Annotated in this window: 18 protein-coding genes; 16 read left to right on the top strand and 2 right to left on the bottom strand. The window is 43.2% G+C overall.

All coding sequences use genetic code 11. The annotated features are described in order from the left end of the window. Positions 1–32: 32 nt before the first annotated feature. Positions 33–824, top strand: coding sequence for a shikimate kinase (locus tag PGU50_RS04320; RefSeq protein ID WP_173824512.1), 792 nt, complete (start codon positions 33–35; stop codon positions 822–824). Further along, complete coding sequence (locus PGU50_RS04315; protein ID WP_055155622.1) at positions 817–1,332, top strand: YqeG family HAD IIIA-type phosphatase; 516 nt, start codon at positions 817–819, stop codon at positions 1,330–1,332. Before PGU50_RS04320 ends, PGU50_RS04315 begins: the two co-directional genes overlap by 8 nt. Positions 1,333–1,501: 169 nt before the next feature. On the opposite strand, the gene PGU50_RS04310 is transcribed toward PGU50_RS04315, so the two are convergent. Continuing rightward, positions 1,502–3,502: an oxidoreductase gene (locus tag PGU50_RS04310; protein ID WP_270246195.1), complete on the bottom strand. Its 2,001-nt coding sequence runs from the start codon at positions 3,500–3,502 to the stop codon at positions 1,502–1,504. 396 nt (positions 3,503–3,898) lie between these two features. Here PGU50_RS04310 and PGU50_RS04305 point away from each other — a divergent pair, with 396 nt between their 5' ends. After that, complete coding sequence (locus tag PGU50_RS04305) at positions 3,899–4,789, top strand: LysR family transcriptional regulator (protein WP_117556097.1); 891 nt, start codon at positions 3,899–3,901, stop codon at positions 4,787–4,789. Here the strand turns inward: PGU50_RS04305 and PGU50_RS04300 are convergent. After that, a complete protein-coding gene (locus PGU50_RS04300) occupies positions 4,786–5,670 on the bottom strand; it encodes a LysR family transcriptional regulator (protein WP_117556096.1) in 885 nt (294 codons plus the stop codon). The two genes, PGU50_RS04305 and PGU50_RS04300, sit on opposite strands and share 4 nt — an antisense overlap. A gap of 223 nt (positions 5,671–5,893) precedes the next feature. Between PGU50_RS04300 and PGU50_RS04295 the strand changes: the two genes are divergently transcribed. From PGU50_RS04295 to PGU50_RS04235, 13 genes are all read left to right on the top strand, one after another. Beyond that, positions 5,894–6,772 (top strand): shikimate dehydrogenase, encoded by an 879-nt coding sequence (locus tag PGU50_RS04295; RefSeq protein WP_270246193.1) that lies wholly within the window; start codon positions 5,894–5,896, stop codon positions 6,770–6,772. Between the two features lie 72 nt (positions 6,773–6,844). Beyond that, positions 6,845–8,059, top strand: a complete 1,215-nt coding sequence (locus PGU50_RS04290) for an MFS transporter (RefSeq protein WP_008375049.1) — start codon at positions 6,845–6,847, stop codon at positions 8,057–8,059. Positions 8,060–8,077: 18 nt separating this feature from the next. After that, a complete protein-coding gene (gene aroD / locus PGU50_RS04285; RefSeq protein WP_117556092.1) occupies positions 8,078–8,842 on the top strand; it encodes a type I 3-dehydroquinate dehydratase in 765 nt (254 codons plus the stop codon). A 282-nt stretch (positions 8,843–9,124) separates the two neighbouring features. Beyond that, on the top strand, positions 9,125–9,640 hold the full coding sequence (locus PGU50_RS04280) for a TRAP transporter small permease (protein ID WP_270246192.1): 516 nt from the start codon (positions 9,125–9,127) through the stop codon (positions 9,638–9,640). Beyond that, a complete protein-coding gene (locus tag PGU50_RS04275) occupies positions 9,625–10,914 on the top strand; it encodes a TRAP transporter large permease (protein WP_055260595.1) in 1,290 nt (429 codons plus the stop codon). The genes PGU50_RS04280 and PGU50_RS04275 overlap by 16 nt, the downstream gene beginning before the upstream one ends. Positions 10,915–10,925: 11 nt before the next feature. Then, on the top strand, positions 10,926–11,933 hold the full coding sequence (locus PGU50_RS04270; RefSeq protein ID WP_195250678.1) for a TRAP transporter substrate-binding protein: 1,008 nt from the start codon (positions 10,926–10,928) through the stop codon (positions 11,931–11,933). Between the two features lie 142 nt (positions 11,934–12,075). Further along, complete coding sequence (gene efp, locus PGU50_RS04265; RefSeq protein WP_022220387.1) at positions 12,076–12,633, top strand: elongation factor P; 558 nt, start codon at positions 12,076–12,078, stop codon at positions 12,631–12,633. Positions 12,634–12,884: 251 nt separating this feature from the next. Continuing rightward, on the top strand, positions 12,885–13,718 hold the full coding sequence (locus PGU50_RS04260) for a DUF5688 family protein (protein ID WP_008375058.1): 834 nt from the start codon (positions 12,885–12,887) through the stop codon (positions 13,716–13,718). Between the two features lie 15 nt (positions 13,719–13,733). Then, entirely contained in the window at positions 13,734–14,111 is a 378-nt protein-coding gene (locus tag PGU50_RS04255; RefSeq protein WP_055155615.1) for a PBECR2 nuclease fold domain-containing protein, read from the top strand. A gap of 347 nt (positions 14,112–14,458) precedes the next feature. Beyond that, entirely contained in the window at positions 14,459–15,172 is a 714-nt protein-coding gene (locus tag PGU50_RS04250; RefSeq protein ID WP_008375063.1) for a response regulator transcription factor, read from the top strand. Further along, a complete protein-coding gene (locus PGU50_RS04245) occupies positions 15,159–16,319 on the top strand; it encodes a sensor histidine kinase (protein WP_195501777.1) in 1,161 nt (386 codons plus the stop codon). The genes PGU50_RS04250 and PGU50_RS04245 overlap by 14 nt, the downstream gene beginning before the upstream one ends. Positions 16,320–16,388: 69 nt before the next feature. After that, positions 16,389–17,054, top strand: coding sequence for an ABC transporter ATP-binding protein (locus tag PGU50_RS04240; RefSeq protein WP_117556084.1), 666 nt, complete (start codon positions 16,389–16,391; stop codon positions 17,052–17,054). Continuing rightward, positions 17,051–19,438 carry an FtsX-like permease family protein gene (locus tag PGU50_RS04235; RefSeq protein WP_270246191.1) on the top strand — a complete coding sequence of 796 codons (2,388 nt, stop codon included), beginning with the start codon at positions 17,051–17,053 and terminating at the stop codon, positions 19,436–19,438. Before PGU50_RS04240 ends, PGU50_RS04235 begins: the two co-directional genes overlap by 4 nt. Position 19,439 lies beyond the last annotated feature (1 nt).

The raw sequence follows: 19,439 nt of genomic DNA, 5'->3' as shown, positions 1-19,439 counted from the left end.
AAGCAGTAGAGTGAGAAACGAGGAATTGATAGATGAACGATTTGGAATTATACCGTGAAGAGCTTGCAAACTGTGATGCGAAGATCACAGAGGCATTAAAAGAAAGATATGCGATCATTGAAAAGATCATGGCATACAAAGAAGAGTATGGTATGCCGATCCTGCAGCCGGAACAGGAAGAAAAGCAGAAGAAGAGACTGATGTTCAGCCTTCACAATGATAAGCACAGAGACGAGATTTATGATGTATTTGAGCGTATCCAGCGCAACAGTAAGAAGATCCAGGCTAGAAAGCTTTTTGATTACAACATTGTCCTGATCGGGTTTATGGGAGCTGGAAAAAGTACGATCTCTGATTATCTTAGTACCATGTTTGCCATGGAAGTGGTTGAGATGGACCAGCTGATTGCAGAACGCGAAGGCATGAGTATTTCCGATATTTTTGAAACCTATGGGGAGGAATACTTCCGTAATATGGAAACCAATCTTCTGATCGAGATGCAGGAGAAGAAAAATGTGATCATTTCCTGTGGTGGTGGTGTGGCAATGCGTGAACGCAATGTCGTAGAGATGAAGAAAAATGGTCGTGTAGTACTCCTTACTGCACATCCACAGACCATTCTTGACCGTGTAAAAGATAGTGACGACAGACCGCTGCTTAATGGACACAAGAATGTAGAATATATCGAGCAGCTGATGGAAGCAAGAAGAGAAAAATACGAGGCGGCTGCAGATATCGTTGTAGATACAGATAACAAGACGGTTCTGCAGATCTGTGAAGATCTGATTCAGAAGCTTCTGGAAATGGATGAGAATCATGTTTAAGACCTTTTATCCGGACGAATATGTAGCGTCCACTTATGTACTGGATTTTGAAAAAATGTATCGGGAAGGCTGTCGTGGACTGGTATTTGACATTGACAATACGCTGGTTCCGCATGGAGCACCGGCAGATGAGAGAGCAATCTGTCTTTTTGACAGGCTGCGCAGCATCGGGTTTGATACATGCCTGATTTCCAATAACCAGGAACCACGTGTAAAGCCTTTTGCCGAAAAGGTGCAGAGCAAGTATGTGTTTAATGCGCATAAGCCTTCCACGAAGAATTATATAAAAGCCATGGAGCTGATGCAAACGGACAGAGGAAACACTGTATTTATCGGAGATCAGCTTTTTACGGATGTGTGGGGAGCGAAGCGTACCGGGATGAAGAGTATTCTGGTGAAGCCAATCTATCCAAAAGAAGAGATTCAGATTGTGCTGAAAAGATATCTGGAGAAGATTGTATTACATTTCTATAAAAAAGAGAACGAAAAGAGAATGTCCTGCAAGTAGGCAGGGCATTTTTTGATAGGAAATTCCGAAGGAACTTCCTATCAAATAAAAGGCACTGCGTGCCGAAAATGTGCCAAGGCACATTCTTTTTAGTAAAGTAAATAGAAATCCCCCGGTTCTCATAACGAGAACCAGGGGGCATCAGGGGAGATACTATATTTACAAAATCTTATAAGTAGTCATGTTTGGCAAGAACATTCAGGATGTTACGTCCTTCTTCTGTACCTTCGATGATACGGCGGGCGCGTACACTGTCACCGATGTTCATGATTTCAACATCTTCATCTTCGAATTCTTTACGGACTGCATCGAGGATCGGAGCGTTTGCTCTCATACCAAGACATACAAATCCATAATCAAATAGCATTTCTTCTTCATTTCCTTCTGGCGTTTTAACAAGGAAGGAATCTGCTTTAACTTCAAGAAGAGCAGTATTCGGACACTGTTTTACACCATATTTATCCATCAGTGCAAAGGTTCCGACTTTGGATACCGGATCAATTCCGTTACCGATTACCGGCATCATTTCCACAATGCTTACATCAGCGCCACGTGGAGCGAAGAATTCTACTACATCAAGACCTACGGCACCGCCACCGATAACAACGACTTTTTTACCTTTCAGATCTTCTGGATATTCCATAACATGGTCGATCATATTTGTAATAGAAGAAACTTTTCCGCCTTCTTTGTCAATGTTCTCATGAAGACCCTTGATCGGTGGAAGGAGCGGATTAGAACCGGTAGCATTTACAATAATGTTTGGGTTCATGCTTCTGATCATTTCAATCGTAGCTTCTGTGTTCTTGAAGATGAACAGGTTTTTCAGCTTGCTTGCGCGATGGATCAGATAGTTCGGGAAGTCAGCAAGTCTCTTCTTGTCCGGGATCTTGGAAATCAGGGCAGCAAGTCCGCCGAGTTCCGGTTTCTTCTCGATCAGGAAAGTAGTGCATCCAACCTCGGCAGCTGTACATGCAGCTTCCAGTCCGGCAGTACCACCACCGATCACAACAACGTTGCAAGGCTTGTTGATTTTCTGCTTTTTGTAATCTTCGCCGCCATTTACAGATGGGTTAACAGTACAACGGATCGGACGGTTGATTCCGATACGGTGTCCTGCACATCCGATGTTACAAGAAATACATTTACGGATATCACATTCATCACCGAATTCTACTTTGTTTACCCATTCCGGATCTGCGATCAGTCCACGTCCCATACCGATCAGGTCAGCGTCGCCTCTTGCAAGGATATCTTCGGCAACCTGTGGATTACGGATGTTACCCATTGTCATACATGGTTTGCCGTAACGTTCTTTTACAGCTTTTGCCATGTAAGAACGCCATCCATCCGGAAGGTAATTGGCATCAATCTGGTACTGGATGGATCCATTCAGACCGGCAGATACGTCGAATACGTCAACTTCTTCCTGGAAGTACTGCAGGTAATCAAGACAGTCATCCAGAGTATTTCCGCCTTCCATAAATTCATCTGCACTGATACGGACGAAGATAGGGAAGAATGGTCCGACTTGTCTTCTTACTTCTTCGATAACAAGTTTTGCAAGTCTTGCACGGTTTTCCAAAGATCCGCCGAATTCGTCTGTTCTCTTATTTGTAAGAGGTGAAAGGAACTGGCTGATCAGGTAAGAATGACCTGCGTGGATTTCTACAGCGTCAAATCCTGCGATCTGTGCACGTTTTGCGGCTTCACCGTATTTTTTCACGATATGCATGATTTCATCTTTTTCCAGTGGACGCGGGATTTCACCGCCTGCTTTTGAAGGAACATCAGAAGCAGAAACCGGCTGCATATTGATACGTGCTGACTGTGCAGAAGCACCGGCATGATTGATCTGGATTGCAATGCAGGATCCATGTTTGTGTACTGTTTCGCAAAGTTTGAAAAGTCTTGGAATGTAGTTATCCTGATCGATACGAAGCTGTGTGGTTCCGTTAGATCCCTGTGGAGAATCAACGCTGGCGTTCTCTACGATGAGAAGTCCTGTACCGCCTTTTGCACGCTGCTCGTAATAATTGATATGAAGAAAACTCATTTCACCATTCTGTTCACCGTAGTTGGTTCCCATTGGAGTCATGACGATACGGTTCTTGACCGTCATATGTTTGATGGTAAATGGCTCGAAAATGTGTTTGTATTTGCTTTTCATTAGAAATTCCTCCGTAAAAATGACTTAATAATCAAAATAAAATGATGTGAGTGTCAAAAGTAAATTTTGCCACTCACTGATGTAATCGGATTGCTCCATTGCTATGCAATTCCTGCAATCCCCAAAAAATCTTAGTTACGCGAGGTTGTCTTATACCGGCTTGGGCGTACCGGTTTTTGTTAAATCCATTATAAACACAAAAAACTGAAAAATACAAATTGAAAATACATAGAAAAATAATAGAAGATAACTATAGAAACGGTGAAAAAGATAAAAATAGAATTATACCAGGAAGACAGGAAGTGGAAAAAGATAGACAATTTAAACAAAACTATAGAATAATTAAATAATTTATGCTATGTTTAATATAAGAACAGGAAAGAGGGTGATGGTTTTATGAATCTGAATCAGTTGCATTACTTTGTGACACTAGCACATATAGAACACTATACCAGAGCGGCGGAAATGCTGTCCATTACGCAGCCAAGTCTCAGCCATGCCATCAGTATGCTGGAGCAGGAGCTTGAGACAAACCTGTTTGAAAAAAGAGGGCGTAACGTTGTACTGACAAAGTACGGAAAAGTATTTCTGGAATATGTAGAAGAAGCTTTAAAGATTTTGGACAGTGGTGTAAAAAAGACAAGGGCGTTGACAAGTGACACCGGCGGGGTGATCGATCTCGCATATATTTTTACGCTTGGAAGTGTATTTGTTCCACAGCTTGTAGGCGGTTTTTTGAAGGAACACGAAGACTGGGATGTGAATTTCCGTTTTTCTGTCGGAAATACGACAGAGATTATACAGGGGTTGAAAGAGGAGAAGTATGACATCGCTTTCTGCTCGCGAAAAGAAAAAGAATCCGGGATTGATTTTGTACCGATCGCTAAGGAAAAATTGGTTGTTGTTGTTCCAAGAGACCATGAGCTTGCCGGAAGAGGATCTGTTGATCTGAAGGAAACACTTCCTTATCCCCAGGTATATTTCACCAAGAACAGCGGGCTCAGACCGGTGATCGACCAGTTGTTTGAACAGACCGGAGGGACGCCGAAGATAGCATATGAGATTCTGGAAGATGCATCGATGGCAGGTCTTGTGGCAGAAAATTTTGGAATTGCGGTAATGCCGGAGATTCCTATACTTAAAAATCTGAATGTAGATGTACTGGATATTGAGAATCCCCCATATGAACGTTATATATATCTGGCGAAGCTGAAGGAAAAATATCTGGCGCCGGTTGTAAAAGAATTTATTGAATATGTAAAAGAAAGCAATGGGAAGGCACTTTAATAGGCCTTCCCATCTCTTTTGACAAACTGGATGAAACGTTTGACAGCGGGAATCTGGTATTTGTCGCGGATGTATCCCATATAAACGGTGTGGGTAAGGTCTGCATCGGCAAGCGGGAGTACGGTTACATTTGCCTGATCAACCGCATCGACCCTGGCAACAAGGGCGATTCCGAAATCTTCGGCAACCAGGGCAGCAATTGCGTTTTCATCCGGACACTCACAGATGATGTTTACCTTCAGCTTCTTTTCTTTATAGAAGTTACGGGTGAAGCCACCGAGTCCGGAATAGCGGTCATACCCGATCAGAGGATAGTCGGTAAGGTCACTGCAACAGACGGATTCTTTCTGGACAAGAGGATGTTCTTTTGGAGTAATTACAACCATATTCTGGTTCAGAATGGGTACAAAGGAAATATCCGGTTCATCCGCAACGAAAGAACCAAAGATCACATCGTGGCGGTCGGATTTGAGCCCCTGGATCATATCTGCAGTGTGCGTTTGGTTAAAATTGAAGGTTACATGCTTGTTGCGGTCTATATCCAGGAAGGATCGCACTGTATGCGGAATATAGTAGTTTGCCAGCGGAAATACATAGGCGATATCAATATGTCCGCCGCTTCCGGCAAGTTGCTTCATCTTATGCTCGGCAATATGTACCTCCTCGAGGATCCGGTTGACATGTTCCAGAAAGGCGCGGCCGGATTTGGTGAGGACAACATTGCGTCCATGATGTTCAAAAAGCATCAGTCCAAGTTCTTCTTCCAGAAGCGACATGGACCGGCTGAGGCTTGGCTGGGAGATCTTAAGTAATTCTGCAGCCTGTCGGAAATGCTGCAGGGTTGCTACTTTTTGGAAATATTCAAGCTGATTTAGCGTCATGGTAAAAAATCCTTTCTATATTATATAAAATAATCATACCATAACTGATGCCAAAAAGCTATCAAAAACGCATATAAGATGTATTTGAACTATCAAATGATATCGTCTATAATTTAACTATCAAGAGGTTGTTTAAAAATTAACAAAAATTGGGCAAACGTTAAAAACATTCTCAAAGAACAAAGAAATAAATTTCGATGGAAGAAGAAAAGGAGAACAAATCATGGCAGAGAGAATTACAGGACACACAGAACTTATCGGACTTATGGCTTATCCAATCAGACATTCAAGCTCACCGGCAATGCATAATGAAGCATTTGCTTACCTTGGACTGGATTATGCTTACCTTGCATTTGAAGTTGACAACAGCACACTGGAAGATGCAGTAAAAGGACTTCGTGCTCTGCAAATGGTAGGATCTAACGTGTCTATGCCAAATAAAACAGTTGTTGGACAGTATCTGGACAAATTATCTCCAGCAGCAGAGCTTTGTGGAGCAGTTAACACAATCGTAAATGAAGATGGTGTTTTAACAGGACACATCACAGACGGCATCGGATTCATGCAGGCATTAAAAGATAACGATATCGATGTGATCGGAAAGAAGATGACAATCGCAGGCGCAGGCGGAGCTGCTACAGCAATTGAAATCCAGGCTGCACTTGACGGCGTAAAAGAAATCTCTATTTTCAATATTCATGATAAATTCTGGGCAAATGCAGAAGAAACAGTAAGAAAGATCAATGAAAAGACAAATTGCAAAGCTACTCTTTACGATCTGGATGACAAAGAAAAATTAAGAGAAGAAATGAACGATTCATACATCTTCGTAAACGGAACAGGTGTTGGTATGAAACCACTGGAAGGAATGTCAGTTGTACCGGATAAATCATTCTTCCGTCCGGAACTTATTGTTATTGATGTTCCTTACTCACCACTGGAAACAAAGATGCGTTCTATGGCAAAAGAAGTTGGATGTAAGACAATGAACGGGCTTGGAATGATGTTATTCCAGGGAGCAGCAGCATTCAAACTCTGGACAGGAAAAGAAATGCCGATCGAACACATGAAAGAAGTATTAAACATCAGATACGATGATTAATACCCGGCAGGCTTGTATTGAATTTAAGAAGAAATCGAAAAAATTTGAAAAACAGGAATGTGAGGAAAAGAGATGAATAAGAAATACATACCCAGCGCCCTGATCCTTTATTTAAACTACTTTATCCATGGTGTCGGATGTTCCATCCTTGGACAGGCAGTCATCAAGGAAGCACTTGCCGCTTCCTGGGGCGTAGAAGTTATGGCAATCACTGCAATTTCAGCAGCACTCGGACTTGGACGTCTGATCGCGCTTCCGTTCGCCGGACCGCTTTCTGACAAACTCGGACGTCGTATTTCAACAGCGATCGGTAGTGGATCCTATGCAATCTACCTGATCGGACTTGCACTTGCATTTAATGCAGGAACAAATGGCGGATACCAGATCGCATATATCTGTGCAATCGTTGGTGGTATCGCAAACTCTTTCCTGGATACAGGAATTTACCCGGCTGTTTCAGAAATCATTTACAAAGCACCGGGCGTTGCAACTATGGGGATCAAATTCTTTATTTCTGTATCGCAGATGCTTTTACCGTTCGTACTTGGTGTAACTGTCGCTACAACAGCAACAGGAGCAACCTCTTACAACACACTGTTCTATGCATGTGGAATCGCTTATCTTGTACTTCTGGTACTGGTTATGATCTTCCCACTCCCGGATACAGATCAGAAAGCAGCGGGAAAGAAAGAAGGCCTGATCGACAGCTTAAAGCATACCCATTTCTCTGTAGAATCCATCGCAATGATCCTGATCGGATTCACATGTACAGGTACCTTCCAGTTATGGCTGAACTGTGCACAGAACTTTGCAAAAGAGAATGTTGGCTGGGCTGATCCGTCCATCATGCAGACATACTATTCAGCAGGAACAATGCTTGCACTCGTTGTAACTGCACTTTTAACAAGAAAGATCAAAGACGTAAGATTTATCCTGGGATATCCGGTAATCTGTCTTGTAACAATGATCGCTGTTCTGGTTGGAAAGAGCCAGACACTTATGATTGCAGGTGCATTCCTGATCGGATGGGCAGGAGCAGGCGGACTTCTTCAGATCGCAACTTCTGTATGCAACATGCTTTTCCCGAAGATCAAAGGAACTGTAACAGCACTTGTTATGATCGCATCTTCCCTGTGTAACTACACCATCCTTACAGCAGCATCCAAAATGCAGCCGTCACAGGTTATGGTTATGAATATCGTTCTTACAGCAGTTGGAGTCCTTCTTGGATTATTTGTAAACTTACGTTATACTAAGATGGTAGAACAGGCTCAGGCTGACAACTAGAAAAAGGAGAAAACAGACATGAGTAAATATGTAGAAGTTCGTGGCGTTAAGATCGGTGAAGGAGTACCGAAAATCTGTGTACCGATCGTCGGAAAGACAAAAGAAGAAATTCTTGCAGCAGCAAGATCTTTTGAGAATGTTGCGCTTGATGTTGTAGAATGGCGTGTAGACTGGTTCGAAGGTGTATTTGACTTCGCACAGGTTGAAGATGTATTAAAAGACCTTCGTCCGGCACTTGGCGAAACTCCGATTCTTTTCACATTCCGTACTTCCAAAGAAGGCGGCGAAAAAGCAATCGAAGCTGACGCATATGCAGAGCTGAACAAGAAAACAGCAGCAACAGGACTGGTTGACCTTGTGGATGTAGAAGCATTTACAGGGGACGAAGTTGTAAAAGATATCATCGAAGGCGCGCATGCACACGGCGTAAAAGTCGTTGCATCCAACCATGACTTCGATAAGACACCGGACAAAGACGATATCGTAGGACGCCTTGTGAAAATGCAGGAACTCGGCGCAGATATCCCGAAAATTGCAGTAATGCCACAGTGCAAAAAGGATGTACTTACACTTCTTGAAGCAACACGTGAAATGGCAGAAGAACATGCAGACCGTCCGATCATTACAATGTCTATGGCAGGTACCGGACTGATCAGTCGCCTGTGCGGTGAAGTATTCGGTTCAGCACTTACTTTCGGGGCAGTAGGAAAGGCTTCTGCACCTGGACAGATGAATGCATCAGATTTAAGAGAAATCCTGACTCTGATCGATAAGAGCATCTAGTGAAGAAACATCCGGAGAAGTCCTGTGGCGGATCCGTTATGTTTAACCTGAATGAAGAGTGAAAAAGGCAGGATAAAGACCCGCAGTCATACCGGGGATTCCGGAGGATTGCGGGCCTTTATCATATTCTGGTTTTGTAAAAAAACGAACCGATTTCTGAAAGTGAAAAAATTATAGAAAATTTTGCTATTTAAAGAGATAAAAGCAAATAGAAAAAATAGACAAATTCTTCGGTAATTGATATCATTTTTGTATGATTACATGAATGGAGGGCAAATGAGAATGAAGAAAACAGTAATCTGGCTGGATAACTATCTGGAAGAATTTTTTATGGTGATAAGCCTGATCCTGATGACAGTGTTCATGGGGATCCAGGTGTTTTCCAGATATGTACTCGGCTCAGCGCCGTCCTGGTCGGAGGAGATTACCCGTTACCTGTTTGTATGGTCGGGATTTTTGAGCGTCAGCTATTGCACAAAAAAATGTATTTCCATTAAGATCGAACAGTTTGTGTCAATTTTCCCACGAAGAGGGAAGGCACTTTTTAAATTGGTCAACCATACCTTTGAACTGATGGTATTTCTTTACCTGATACCGTTTGCACTTAAGTATATGATGTCAGCAGTAGAGAGCGGACAGGTAAGTCCGGCGTGCCACATCCCGATGTATTATGTGCAGGCAGCACCGCTTGCAAGTTTTATCCTGGTAGCGATCCGTATTATCCAGCGATGGTTTGCAGAATTAAAAGTAGTAAGAGAAAAAGATGAGAAAGGAGAAAAAGCATGCCGGCAGCAGTAGTATTTATCTTATTTGTAATCTGTCTGATCATTGCCATTCCGGTATCGATCGCGCTTACGATCGCATCGGTCCTTCCGGGTGCTTTTGATCCATCCTTCACAGCCAGCGGACAGTTTGTGATCCGTTCTATGCTGGGAGGAATTGACAGCTTTCCACTCCTTGCGGTTCCGATGTTCGTACTTTCCGGAATCATCATGGCAAGAGGAGGCATTTCCAAAAAATTATTTGATGTATTTTCCTATTTTCTTGGAAATCTGACAGCGGGTCTGCCGTGTGCGGTCATTGTAACCTGTCTGTTTTATGGTGCAATCTCAGGCTCCGGACCGGCGACGGTTGCAGCAGTCGGAAGTATGACGATCCCGATTCTGATCGAGCTTGGATACGATAAGGATTTTTCCGCGGCGATCGTAGCCGTGGCAGGTGGTCTTGGAGTTATTATTCCACCAAGTATTCCGTTTATCATGTTCGGAAGTGCTTCCGGTGAATCAGTAAGTGACCTGTTTATCGCAGGGATCATTCCGGGACTTCTGATCGGTGGACTTCTGATGGTTTATGCAGTTTATTACTGTAAAAAGAATGGAGAGGACAAAGAAAAGATCCAGAAAGTAGTCGGGGAACTTCATGAGAAAGGACTTCTGAAGGTTTTAAAAGAAAGCTTCTGGGCACTTTTGAGTCCGGTTATCATTCTGGGATGCATCTATTCCGGAATCGCATCGCCGACAGAAGCGGCAGTCATTTCGGTGTTTTACGCACTGATCGTCAGCCTGTTTATTTATAAGACGATGACGTTTAAAGATATCTGGCCGGCACTGGTGGAAGGCGTGCGCACCTATGCACCGATCATGTTTATCCTTGCAGCATCGATTGCATTTTCAAGAGTTCTGACTCTGATGCAGATCCCACAGATGGTAAGTACCTGGATCCTGACGCATTTTACCAATAAGATCGTCCTGCTTCTGGTGATCAATGTATTCCTTCTGATCGTGGGAATGGTCATGGATACCACACCGGCAATCCTGATCCTGACACCGATCCTTCTGCCGATCGTAACAGCAGTCGGCATGAATCCGATCCACTTTGGAATCATGATGGTTGTCAACCTTGCAATCGGATTTGTAACACCGCCGATCGGAGTCAATCTGTTTGTGGCAAGCTCGCTTACAGATATCCCGATCATGCGCATTTCCAAACATGCGATGCCAATGATCGGCTACTTCCTTGTTGCGCTTTTGCTAATTACATTTATCCCGGCGATCAGCCTGGCACTGATATAGGAGGTAGCAGCATGAAGAAAGCAGTAAGAATGGCGGTAGCGGCAGGAATGTGTGCGGCACTTGCACTCAGTGCGGGGTGTCAGAAAAAGACGGTTGCGGATGATGAAGTACAGCGATATGCATGGCCGCTTGCAACGGCAAGTCCGGAGGATACCGTAACACAGATCTATGCAGAAAAATTTGCGGAAGAAGTAGAAGAATTAAGTGATGGCAAGATGAAGATCCAGGTCTATCCGAACGGTACGATCGGAGGGGACAGAGAGCTTCTGGAGAGCTGTAAGGATGGGGATATTCCGTTTGTGATCCAGAATACCGCACCGCAGGTAACTTTCATGCCGGACCTTGCGGTGTTTGATATTCCGTGCCGATTCAGTACGATTGATGAAGTACGTGAAAAGGTAGATAATCCGGAGTTCTATGGGCTTCTGGAGGATGTCTATGAGAATGGCGGGTACAAGCTCCTTGGCTATGCAGACCAGGGCTTCCGTGTCATGTCAACGAACAAAAAGGTCGAATCATTGGCTGATTTTAAAGGACAGAAGATCCGTACCATGGAGAATTCCCACCATATGGATTTCTGGAAAAAACTGAAAGCATCTCCGACACCGATGAGTTTCAGTGAGGTGTATATTGGGCTGCAGCAGGGAACCATTGATGCCCAGGAGAATCCATACGAGGTTATCGTATCCAACAAGCTTTATGAACAGCAGGATTATGTGGTGGAAACCAATCACCTGCCGCATCTGATCTCTATGATCGTCAGTGATGAATTTTTTCAGGATCTGCCGGAAGATAAGCAGGCAATCCTTGTAGAAGCTGCTGAGATCGCCAAAGAAGAGGCTCGCCAGGCATCGGATGACCGGATTGCAGACAAGATCAAAGTAATTGAGGACAGTGGAACACAGATTGTTACACTTAGTGATGAACTGAGAGCAGAAATCCGTGAGGCAGTGCAGCCGGTTTACGATGAAATCGAGAAAAATGTGGATAAAAAACTCTATAATGCCTATATGAAATAGCAAAAAAATACGGAAAATCAGGGAAATCTGTAATTGATTGAAATTTTTTGTTGAAAAATAGAGTTTTTTATTATAGAATTATAAGTAATGTATATAAAAAGTAAAAGGAATGCCCCAGGGCATATATAAGGAGGATATTACAATGATTTCAGCAGGCGATTTTAGAAATGGTCTTACAGTACTGATCGAAGGTAACATTTATCAGATTCTGGAATTCCAGCATGTAAAACCGGGAAAGGGAGCAGCTTTCGTTAGAACAAAACTTAAAAACATCATCAGTGGTGGTGTAGTAGAAAAGACTTTCCGTCCGACAGAGAAATTCGATACCGCTCATATCGACAGAAAAGATATGCAGTATCTGTATTCTGATGGTGAACTCTATCACTTCATGGATGTTGAGACATTCGACCAGATCGCAGTTGATGGAGATACAGTAGGAGATTCCCTCAAGTTTGTAAAAGAGAACGAGATGGTTAAAGTATGTTCACATGAAGGTAACGTATTCTCAGTAGAGCCGCCGATCAGTGTGGAACTTGAAGTTACAGAGACAGAGCCGGGAGTAAAAGGTGATACAGCTACAGGTGCTACCAAACCGGCTATCGTTGAGACCGGAGCAAGTGTTCTTGTACCGCTTTTTGTTAACCAGGGTGACAAGATCAAAATTGATACCCGTACAGGAGAGTACAGCTCAAGAGCATAATCCTTTCGTCATAATTCACAAAATTAAGACAGAGATAAAAGCCGAAAGCAGAGGCAAGTCCTCATGCTCTCGGCTTTTTTGCATGTCAATGCCATTTTGGAGGGGAAAAGAATGTTCTTGTAATCTGAAAAAAGGGCAGATATAATTGGCAGTACACACCTGCTTGAATGCGGGTGATATTCAAATCATAAGCTGCCTTAAGATGGCAGAAAAGGTTCTTTGCGGCGCATGGCTTTCTGGAAGGAGAACGGATGAATTATACAGAATTTATGAATGCTATGTTATGCGAGATCAGAGGACAGGTAGATGCGCAGGTGAGGACGGAGTTGTACACCGTGACGAAGAATAATGGAACCAGAAGAACAGGGATTCTTTTTAAGCAGGAGGACAGCAACCTTGCACCGACGATCTATCTGGAGGAATTTTACCAGAAGTATCTGAAGGGGCAGCAGGTACCGGATCTGGCGGATTCCATTTGCAGTATTTATCAGGAGATACGGGTGAAGAAGACCTGTGATTGTCAGAATCTGTTTGATTTTAATCATGTAAAAGAGCATATCGTGTACAAGCTGATCCGGCGGGATGCCAACGAAGAACTGTTAAAGCAGATTCCTTATGAGCCGTTCCTGGATCTGGCAGTGGTCTATTATATCCAGATAGACAACACACGCTTTGGCTCGGCGGCGATCCAGATCCGCAACGAGCATCTGCGGTACTGGCGTGTGGAAAAGGAAGAGATCCGCCGTCTTGCCGAGAAGAATACACCGCGGATCTATCCGGTGCAGATCCGGCAGATTGTGCGTTTTATGTATGTGGCGACGAACGAGCAGTGCAGTCTGGGGGCAGCAGTGATGCGGTATCCGGATTTCCGGGAAAAGGTCAGGGGGATGATCAGAGGGGATTTCTATATCCTGCCAAGCAGTATCCATGAAGTGATACTGGTGCCGGAAAGCTTTGGACTGGAGCCGGAGCGGATGCAGGAAATGGTAAAAGAGATCAATCAGACCGGAGTGGCACCGGAGGAAGTGCTTTCGGATTCCGTGTATTACTTTGATGGGGAGGAGATTCGGATCGTGGCGAAGTAGGGATAGATTATAAACGTGTATAGAGTAGGGAAAATTGACAGGGAAATATACCATTGTATAGCAGAGGATATAGTAACAGATGAAGTTATTATAACTGTTGTGCAGATTATGCATATTCGGGAAAGACATCCCAATGATTATGAACTTTTTTCTACATACTTTGACGAGATAATACGGGATCCGGATTATATAATTGAAGCGAAGAAACCCAATACAGCGTTGATACTAAAAGAAATTAAGGACGTTAAAGAAGTATTTAAAATGGTTTTACGTTTGATTACATCAAAGGATAATCTGGACTACAAAAATTCAATTATCACATTTATGAAAATAGATGATAAGGAATGGAACAGGCTGCTGCGCAACAAGAAAATTCTTTACAAAAGAGAATAATATTGATATACTGAATGTAGAGAAAAATTCATTCATATGATTATCTAAGGTGGAAGATTTCGTGCGATCCACACGCCGATGGTATAGACAGGGGAAACCTGAGAGATGCAGGAGAAGCGCACGCCTGCTGGATAATCATTTGAAGAAGACTTAAAGAGGTGTCGCAGGTTTGCGGCACCTTTTTGTGTATACGATGAGCCAAGTGCAGATTTGTGCTTGCACAAGAATCTGTATTTTGCGAATGTACATCACCTGGCTGTTAAGCGAGATGGTGTACAAAGTATACGAATCAAGTAGGAGTCAGCTTACGTAATCATACAATAGAAATAAAGAAAGGAATTCCGAGCATGAACACAGAAATTTTAGTAATTGAAGATGACGACCTGGTAAGACAGGGAATCGTAGACATCCTGGAACTAAAGGGATGGAATGCGGTTGCAGCGAAGTCTTGTAGCGAAGCACTCGTAAGGATTCGAGGAGAAGAATATATGCTGTATGTACTGGATATGAAGCTGCCAGACGGGAACGGAATCATGCTCTGCAGGGAGATCCGCAGATATACAGACAATCCCATTCTTTTCTTATCAGCCTATGACAGTGAAGAATTTATCGTAGAAGGATTTGAAGCGGGAGCAAATGACTATGTGATCAAGCCTTTCCGCACATTTGAATTTATTGCGAGAATCAAGGCTTTGCTGCGACGTACCGGTATGCAAAACGGCAAGAAAGTGAAAAAAGGAATCAAAAGCGGAGAATATGAACTGGATTTGCAGAAGCAGATTTTGCAGAAGGATGGTGTCCGAATCGATCTTACAAGGACCGAATATCAGATCCTGTGCAGCCTTCTTGCAAACGCACCGAATCTTGTTGCGAGGGAGTTCCTGTTGGACACGATCTGGGATTTCAATGAAAATTATATCGATGACAATACCTTGTCTGTACATATGAACAGGCTGAGAAAGAAGCTGACTGCAGAAAATGAGCAGGATCCGATTGAGACAAAGCGTGGAGTTGGTTATGCATGGACGCTGAAAGCTGAGGATGTGTATGATGAGATCTGAGAGAAAGACGGAGAAATGGAGAATACCGGGAAAATGGACTCTGATTTTTCTTTTGATATTGCTGGCTTTTTATGGATACCAGAATATTCTTGCAGAAAATTATGAAAGACAGGTTGTTTCCTGGATCGGACAGACAGAAAAAGACAGAACGGTTTCTGCCTTTACAGAACCGGATGAAGAAGCATATCAGAAGGGCTGCGAGGCATTGAAAGAGGCAGGGTATGAAGAGACAGGAAAAATCTGGCTGGAAAAGAGAATCCGAAGTTACGGAATAGGTGTGTTTGTGGCTGCGATCGGCATCCTCTGCATTGTTGGTCTGCTGACAGAACTGCACATGGAGAAAAGACGGAAAAAAGCACTGGATAATCAATTGGTAGAAAAAGACAGGGAACTGGAAGCAAAGCTGGCGGAAGAAAAAGAATTTCTGCATCGTGACCGGCAGAAAATGGGAACTTACATGGAAAATATTTCCCATCAGCTAAAAACACCGATTGCGGGAACACTTCTGAACCTGGAGGTGCTTCTTGTGACAGAAGAGGATGAAAAACGGTATCAGAAGCTGGAAGACTGTGTGAAAAAGGTGCAATGGATGTCCGATATGACGATCGTGCTTCTTAGGCTTGCGCAGATTGATTCCGGGAAAATCTGGATGAAGCGGAAAAAAGAAAATCTGACCGGACTGATCGAAGAATGTATAGACAGAACACAGCCTTTAGCGGAAGAAAAAGGAGTTGGATTTGAAATGGATGTTCCAAAAGAATGCCTGCTTTCCTGCGACGGATTCTGGCTGAAAGAGGCAATGGAAAATGTACTGAAAAATGCCGTAGAATATGCAGATACAGGAAGCCTGATTCAGATTCTGCTGAAAGAAGATACGGACTATTATAAGCTGTATATCACCAATCGGGGAAAACGGATTGAAGAAGAGAAAAGAGAGCTGATTTTTGACCGTTTCTACCAGATGGAACAGGGAAGTGGAATCGGAATTGGTCTGCATTTGGCAAGGGAAATTGTCACGCTCCATCAGGGAACACTGAAGGTTGTGGATCGAAGCGGCTTGGAGGAGGCGACAACCTTCCAGTTTATACTGCCGAAGATGATCGCAAAAGATCATGCACAGGAAGAAATAAATCTTACGATTTCGTAAGATTGGGGTAAGTGAATCGAAAGACTGATCTGATATAGTAAGACTAACAAATGAAGGAGGTGGCAGAAGATGAAAACCGTAATCAGACTGGACAAGGTAAGCAAAAGCTATACCCTTGGTGAAAAGAAAATCACAGCATTAAAGGAGTTTTCTTTTGAAGTGAAAAGCGGTGAATTTGTGGCAGTGATGGGACGAAGCGGATCCGGGAAATCTACTTTTCTTAAGATTGCAGGAACACTGGAAAAGCCAGATACCGGAGCAGTCTTCCTGAATGGAATACAGATTAACGGGCTTTCCCAAAAGAAGATCTGCAAGATCCGGCAGAAGAAAATCGGGTTTATTTTCCAACAGTATCAGTTACTGCCGGAGTATACGATCTGGGATAATGTATGCATGCCGCTTTATATCGCGCATACGGTACCGGATAAAGCTTATATCCGACAGCTTCTTGAAAAGGTTGGATTATGGGACAGGAACGGAGATTATCCGGATCAGTTATCTGGTGGAGAGCAGCAGAGAGTGGCAATTGCCCGTGCAATGGCAGCAAAGCCGGGAGTGATCCTTGCGGATGAACCGACCGGGAATCTGGACTATCAGACCGGACAGGAGATCATGAAACTGATCTGCGCATCCAGAGAGCTTTACCGTCAGACAATTGTCATGGTGACACATGATATGGACAGTGCCAATTATGCGGACAGGATTGTGTATATGGAAGATGGTGCATTGCGATGAAAAGACATGGAATTGAACGGGAACTCAGTATAAAAAGAATCCGCAGCCAGAAGAAATATAGTATCCTGATAGTCTCAATCCTGCTTCTTACCTGCACACTGATTCAGATTGGTTTTCAGATGTCGGAAGGACTGAAAGCCGCATATATCGAGAATCGTAAAGCAGTATATGGGGAGTGGGAACAGGTATTTGTGGATATGGATGAAAGCTCGGTAAAAGTAGCAGAAGAGAATCCATTTCTTGCACAGACCGGGAAAATAAGTATCTATGGGGCAATCGCCGGAGATTATCTGGAAAACCGTCAGATGAATATCGGGACAATGGACGAGACGGCGTGGAAGCTTGGCAGACTGGAAATGAAAGAAGGACGCCTGCCGGAAAATGAGCATGAGATCGTAATGGAATACAGTACACTTCGCTCACTTGGATATGAGGAGATGCTTGGAAAAGAGATTACACTGGATATTACACCGGCGTTTTCCATTCTGGAGCAGGGGGAATCAAAAAGCTATTCGTATACTTTATGCGGGATCCTAAAAGATTATCAGATAAACTGGGAAATCTGCAACCGGCATCGTTTTCCAACTGGAATTGTGACACAGGAAGGCGGGAACAGGATCGGCTCTGTTCAGGATATGCATATGCTTGTAAAAGCGAAAGAAGGCAGTGAAAGTGTTTATAAAGATCTGAAAGACAGCGAAGAATTTACCTGCGGCATGGATGACAATGTGGAACAGGACAAACTTTCTGATGTAAGTCTTCCGTATATGGATTTTCTGGAAAATATCCGTTTGCTGATTGGTGGTGCGTCGATCTGTATCCTGTTTCTTACGGTATCGCGTTCGATTATCTCAAGAGAACAGTTCTGGAGGTTCCTGGATGCACTTGGAATGAGAAGAGGGCAGATGTACCAGATTATTTTCTGGGAAGCAGTTCTGTTTGGTGCAGGAGCTGTTATTGTTGGAAATCTTGCAGGGATTGGGATTTACCAGCTGGTTATCCCTGCTTTTGAAAAGATAACCGAGCAGACATTACCACAGGCGGTTGCATGGGAAGGAGTCCTTTTTGGAACTGGATTCAGTATCTTATATATTGCTGCAAGTTATGGACTCAGTGCAGTACAGCTTCGCATACTTCTGAAAGAAAAAAAGAAGAAAGTTCAGAAAAGAAGGGGAAAGTACAGGAAGATCGTCCGGTTCACGCCGGGAAGAGTTTTACTTCATAAATGGCAGATGTATCGTGTGCGTAAGAGTGTAGAAATTGTTCTTCTGGCAAGTGCTTTGCTGACCGTGGGATTTGGAAAGATGGAAATATCAACCAGACAGGAAGAACTGAAAGTATATCAAAGGCTGACAGGAAATGGATACTATTTGAGTACAATGGAGATTACGAATTCTCCGGGAATTTCCAGGCAGACAGTTGATAAACTGGAACAGGTTGCCGGAGTAACTTCTGTAGAACAATATCATAACAATGAAAAAGAGGAGTTCTGGATTGATCTGTCAGAATATGCTAAAAGCGAGTATTTTCAGAAAGTAGTCGAAACATTGGTGGCATATCTGAATGAGACATCAATCAAGGAAAAGATATCTATTGAGAAAGTAAGATTGTCTTTGCTTACAATAGACAGATGGCAGGATATACAGCGTTTTCTGAGAAATCTGGATGAAGGCAGCCTGACAAAAGAAGAATTTGAACAGGGAGATTTTTGCATTCTGGATCTTACAGAGTTGCAGGAATATAACGGGAAATATCTGAGTGCATTCAGTCCGGACGGACAAGGAATATCAGAAGATACGGTACAGGTTGGTGATGAACTTCCGGTTTATACATTGAATGAGAATGGAAGTAGAAACGAAAATCCGATTCCAGTAACAGCGATTTTACGTGGCATGAAGGAAGAAGATGTGCGGAATCCACAGATAGGTGGATCTGGTATATCGATGATTGTTGGAAAGAATTTCTGGAAGAAATTTGGGAAAAGCAGAATTATGGAATATGATCAGATCGTAAAAATTCTGGTATCGGATGATGCGGATGCGTATGATACGGAAGGGCATATTCTAAGTATTTTAAAACAGGGAACAGCTGTAAATGTGCAGAATAACCATGAAGAGTATAAGAAAATACGTCAGGAATTATATTCCTTTATAGGAATGTACAGCATTTTTGCAGTGTTTTACATGATTCTGATTTCCATAGTTTTGTATCAGATGTTTCTTGCGGAGAAGCAGGAAGAAAAAAGAGAAGGGGAAATTTTACAGTCACTTGGAATGGAAGAAAAGTTCCAGAAGAAAATGCATCGGATAGAAGTTCTTTGGATGACGGGATGCGCAGGAGTGATTGGAGTTCTTACGTTATGGGGTGCTTGCCGACTGATATAGA

The sequence above is a fragment of the Coprococcus sp. AM11-30B genome, from assembly GCF_027674365.1.
GTDB classification, from domain to species: Bacteria; Bacillota; Clostridia; order Lachnospirales; family Lachnospiraceae; genus Allocoprococcus; species Allocoprococcus comes.
This window is presented reverse-complemented; position numbering and strand designations above follow the sequence as displayed.

Coding starts and splice junctions, on each gene's coding strand:
- PGU50_RS04320 (WP_173824512.1), top strand. CDS start 33: ATGAACGATTTGGAATTATACCGTGAAGAGCTTGCAAACTGTGATGCG.
- PGU50_RS04315 (WP_055155622.1), top strand. CDS start 817: ATGTTTAAGACCTTTTATCCGGACGAATATGTAGCGTCCACTTATGTA.
- PGU50_RS04310 (WP_270246195.1), bottom strand. CDS start 3,502: ATGAAAAGCAAATACAAACACATTTTCGAGCCATTTACCATCAAACAT.
- PGU50_RS04305 (WP_117556097.1), top strand. CDS start 3,899: ATGAATCTGAATCAGTTGCATTACTTTGTGACACTAGCACATATAGAA.
- PGU50_RS04300 (WP_117556096.1), bottom strand. CDS start 5,670: ATGACGCTAAATCAGCTTGAATATTTCCAAAAAGTAGCAACCCTGCAG.
- PGU50_RS04295 (WP_270246193.1), top strand. CDS start 5,894: ATGGCAGAGAGAATTACAGGACACACAGAACTTATCGGACTTATGGCT.
- PGU50_RS04290 (WP_008375049.1), top strand. CDS start 6,845: ATGAATAAGAAATACATACCCAGCGCCCTGATCCTTTATTTAAACTAC.
- aroD (WP_117556092.1), top strand. CDS start 8,078: ATGAGTAAATATGTAGAAGTTCGTGGCGTTAAGATCGGTGAAGGAGTA.
- PGU50_RS04280 (WP_270246192.1), top strand. CDS start 9,125: ATGAAGAAAACAGTAATCTGGCTGGATAACTATCTGGAAGAATTTTTT.
- PGU50_RS04275 (WP_055260595.1), top strand. CDS start 9,625: ATGCCGGCAGCAGTAGTATTTATCTTATTTGTAATCTGTCTGATCATT.
- PGU50_RS04270 (WP_195250678.1), top strand. CDS start 10,926: ATGAAGAAAGCAGTAAGAATGGCGGTAGCGGCAGGAATGTGTGCGGCA.
- efp (WP_022220387.1), top strand. CDS start 12,076: ATGATTTCAGCAGGCGATTTTAGAAATGGTCTTACAGTACTGATCGAA.
- PGU50_RS04260 (WP_008375058.1), top strand. CDS start 12,885: ATGAATTATACAGAATTTATGAATGCTATGTTATGCGAGATCAGAGGA.
- PGU50_RS04250 (WP_008375063.1), top strand. CDS start 14,459: ATGAACACAGAAATTTTAGTAATTGAAGATGACGACCTGGTAAGACAG.
- PGU50_RS04245 (WP_195501777.1), top strand. CDS start 15,159: ATGATGAGATCTGAGAGAAAGACGGAGAAATGGAGAATACCGGGAAAA.
- PGU50_RS04240 (WP_117556084.1), top strand. CDS start 16,389: ATGAAAACCGTAATCAGACTGGACAAGGTAAGCAAAAGCTATACCCTT.
- PGU50_RS04235 (WP_270246191.1), top strand. CDS start 17,051: ATGAAAAGACATGGAATTGAACGGGAACTCAGTATAAAAAGAATCCGC.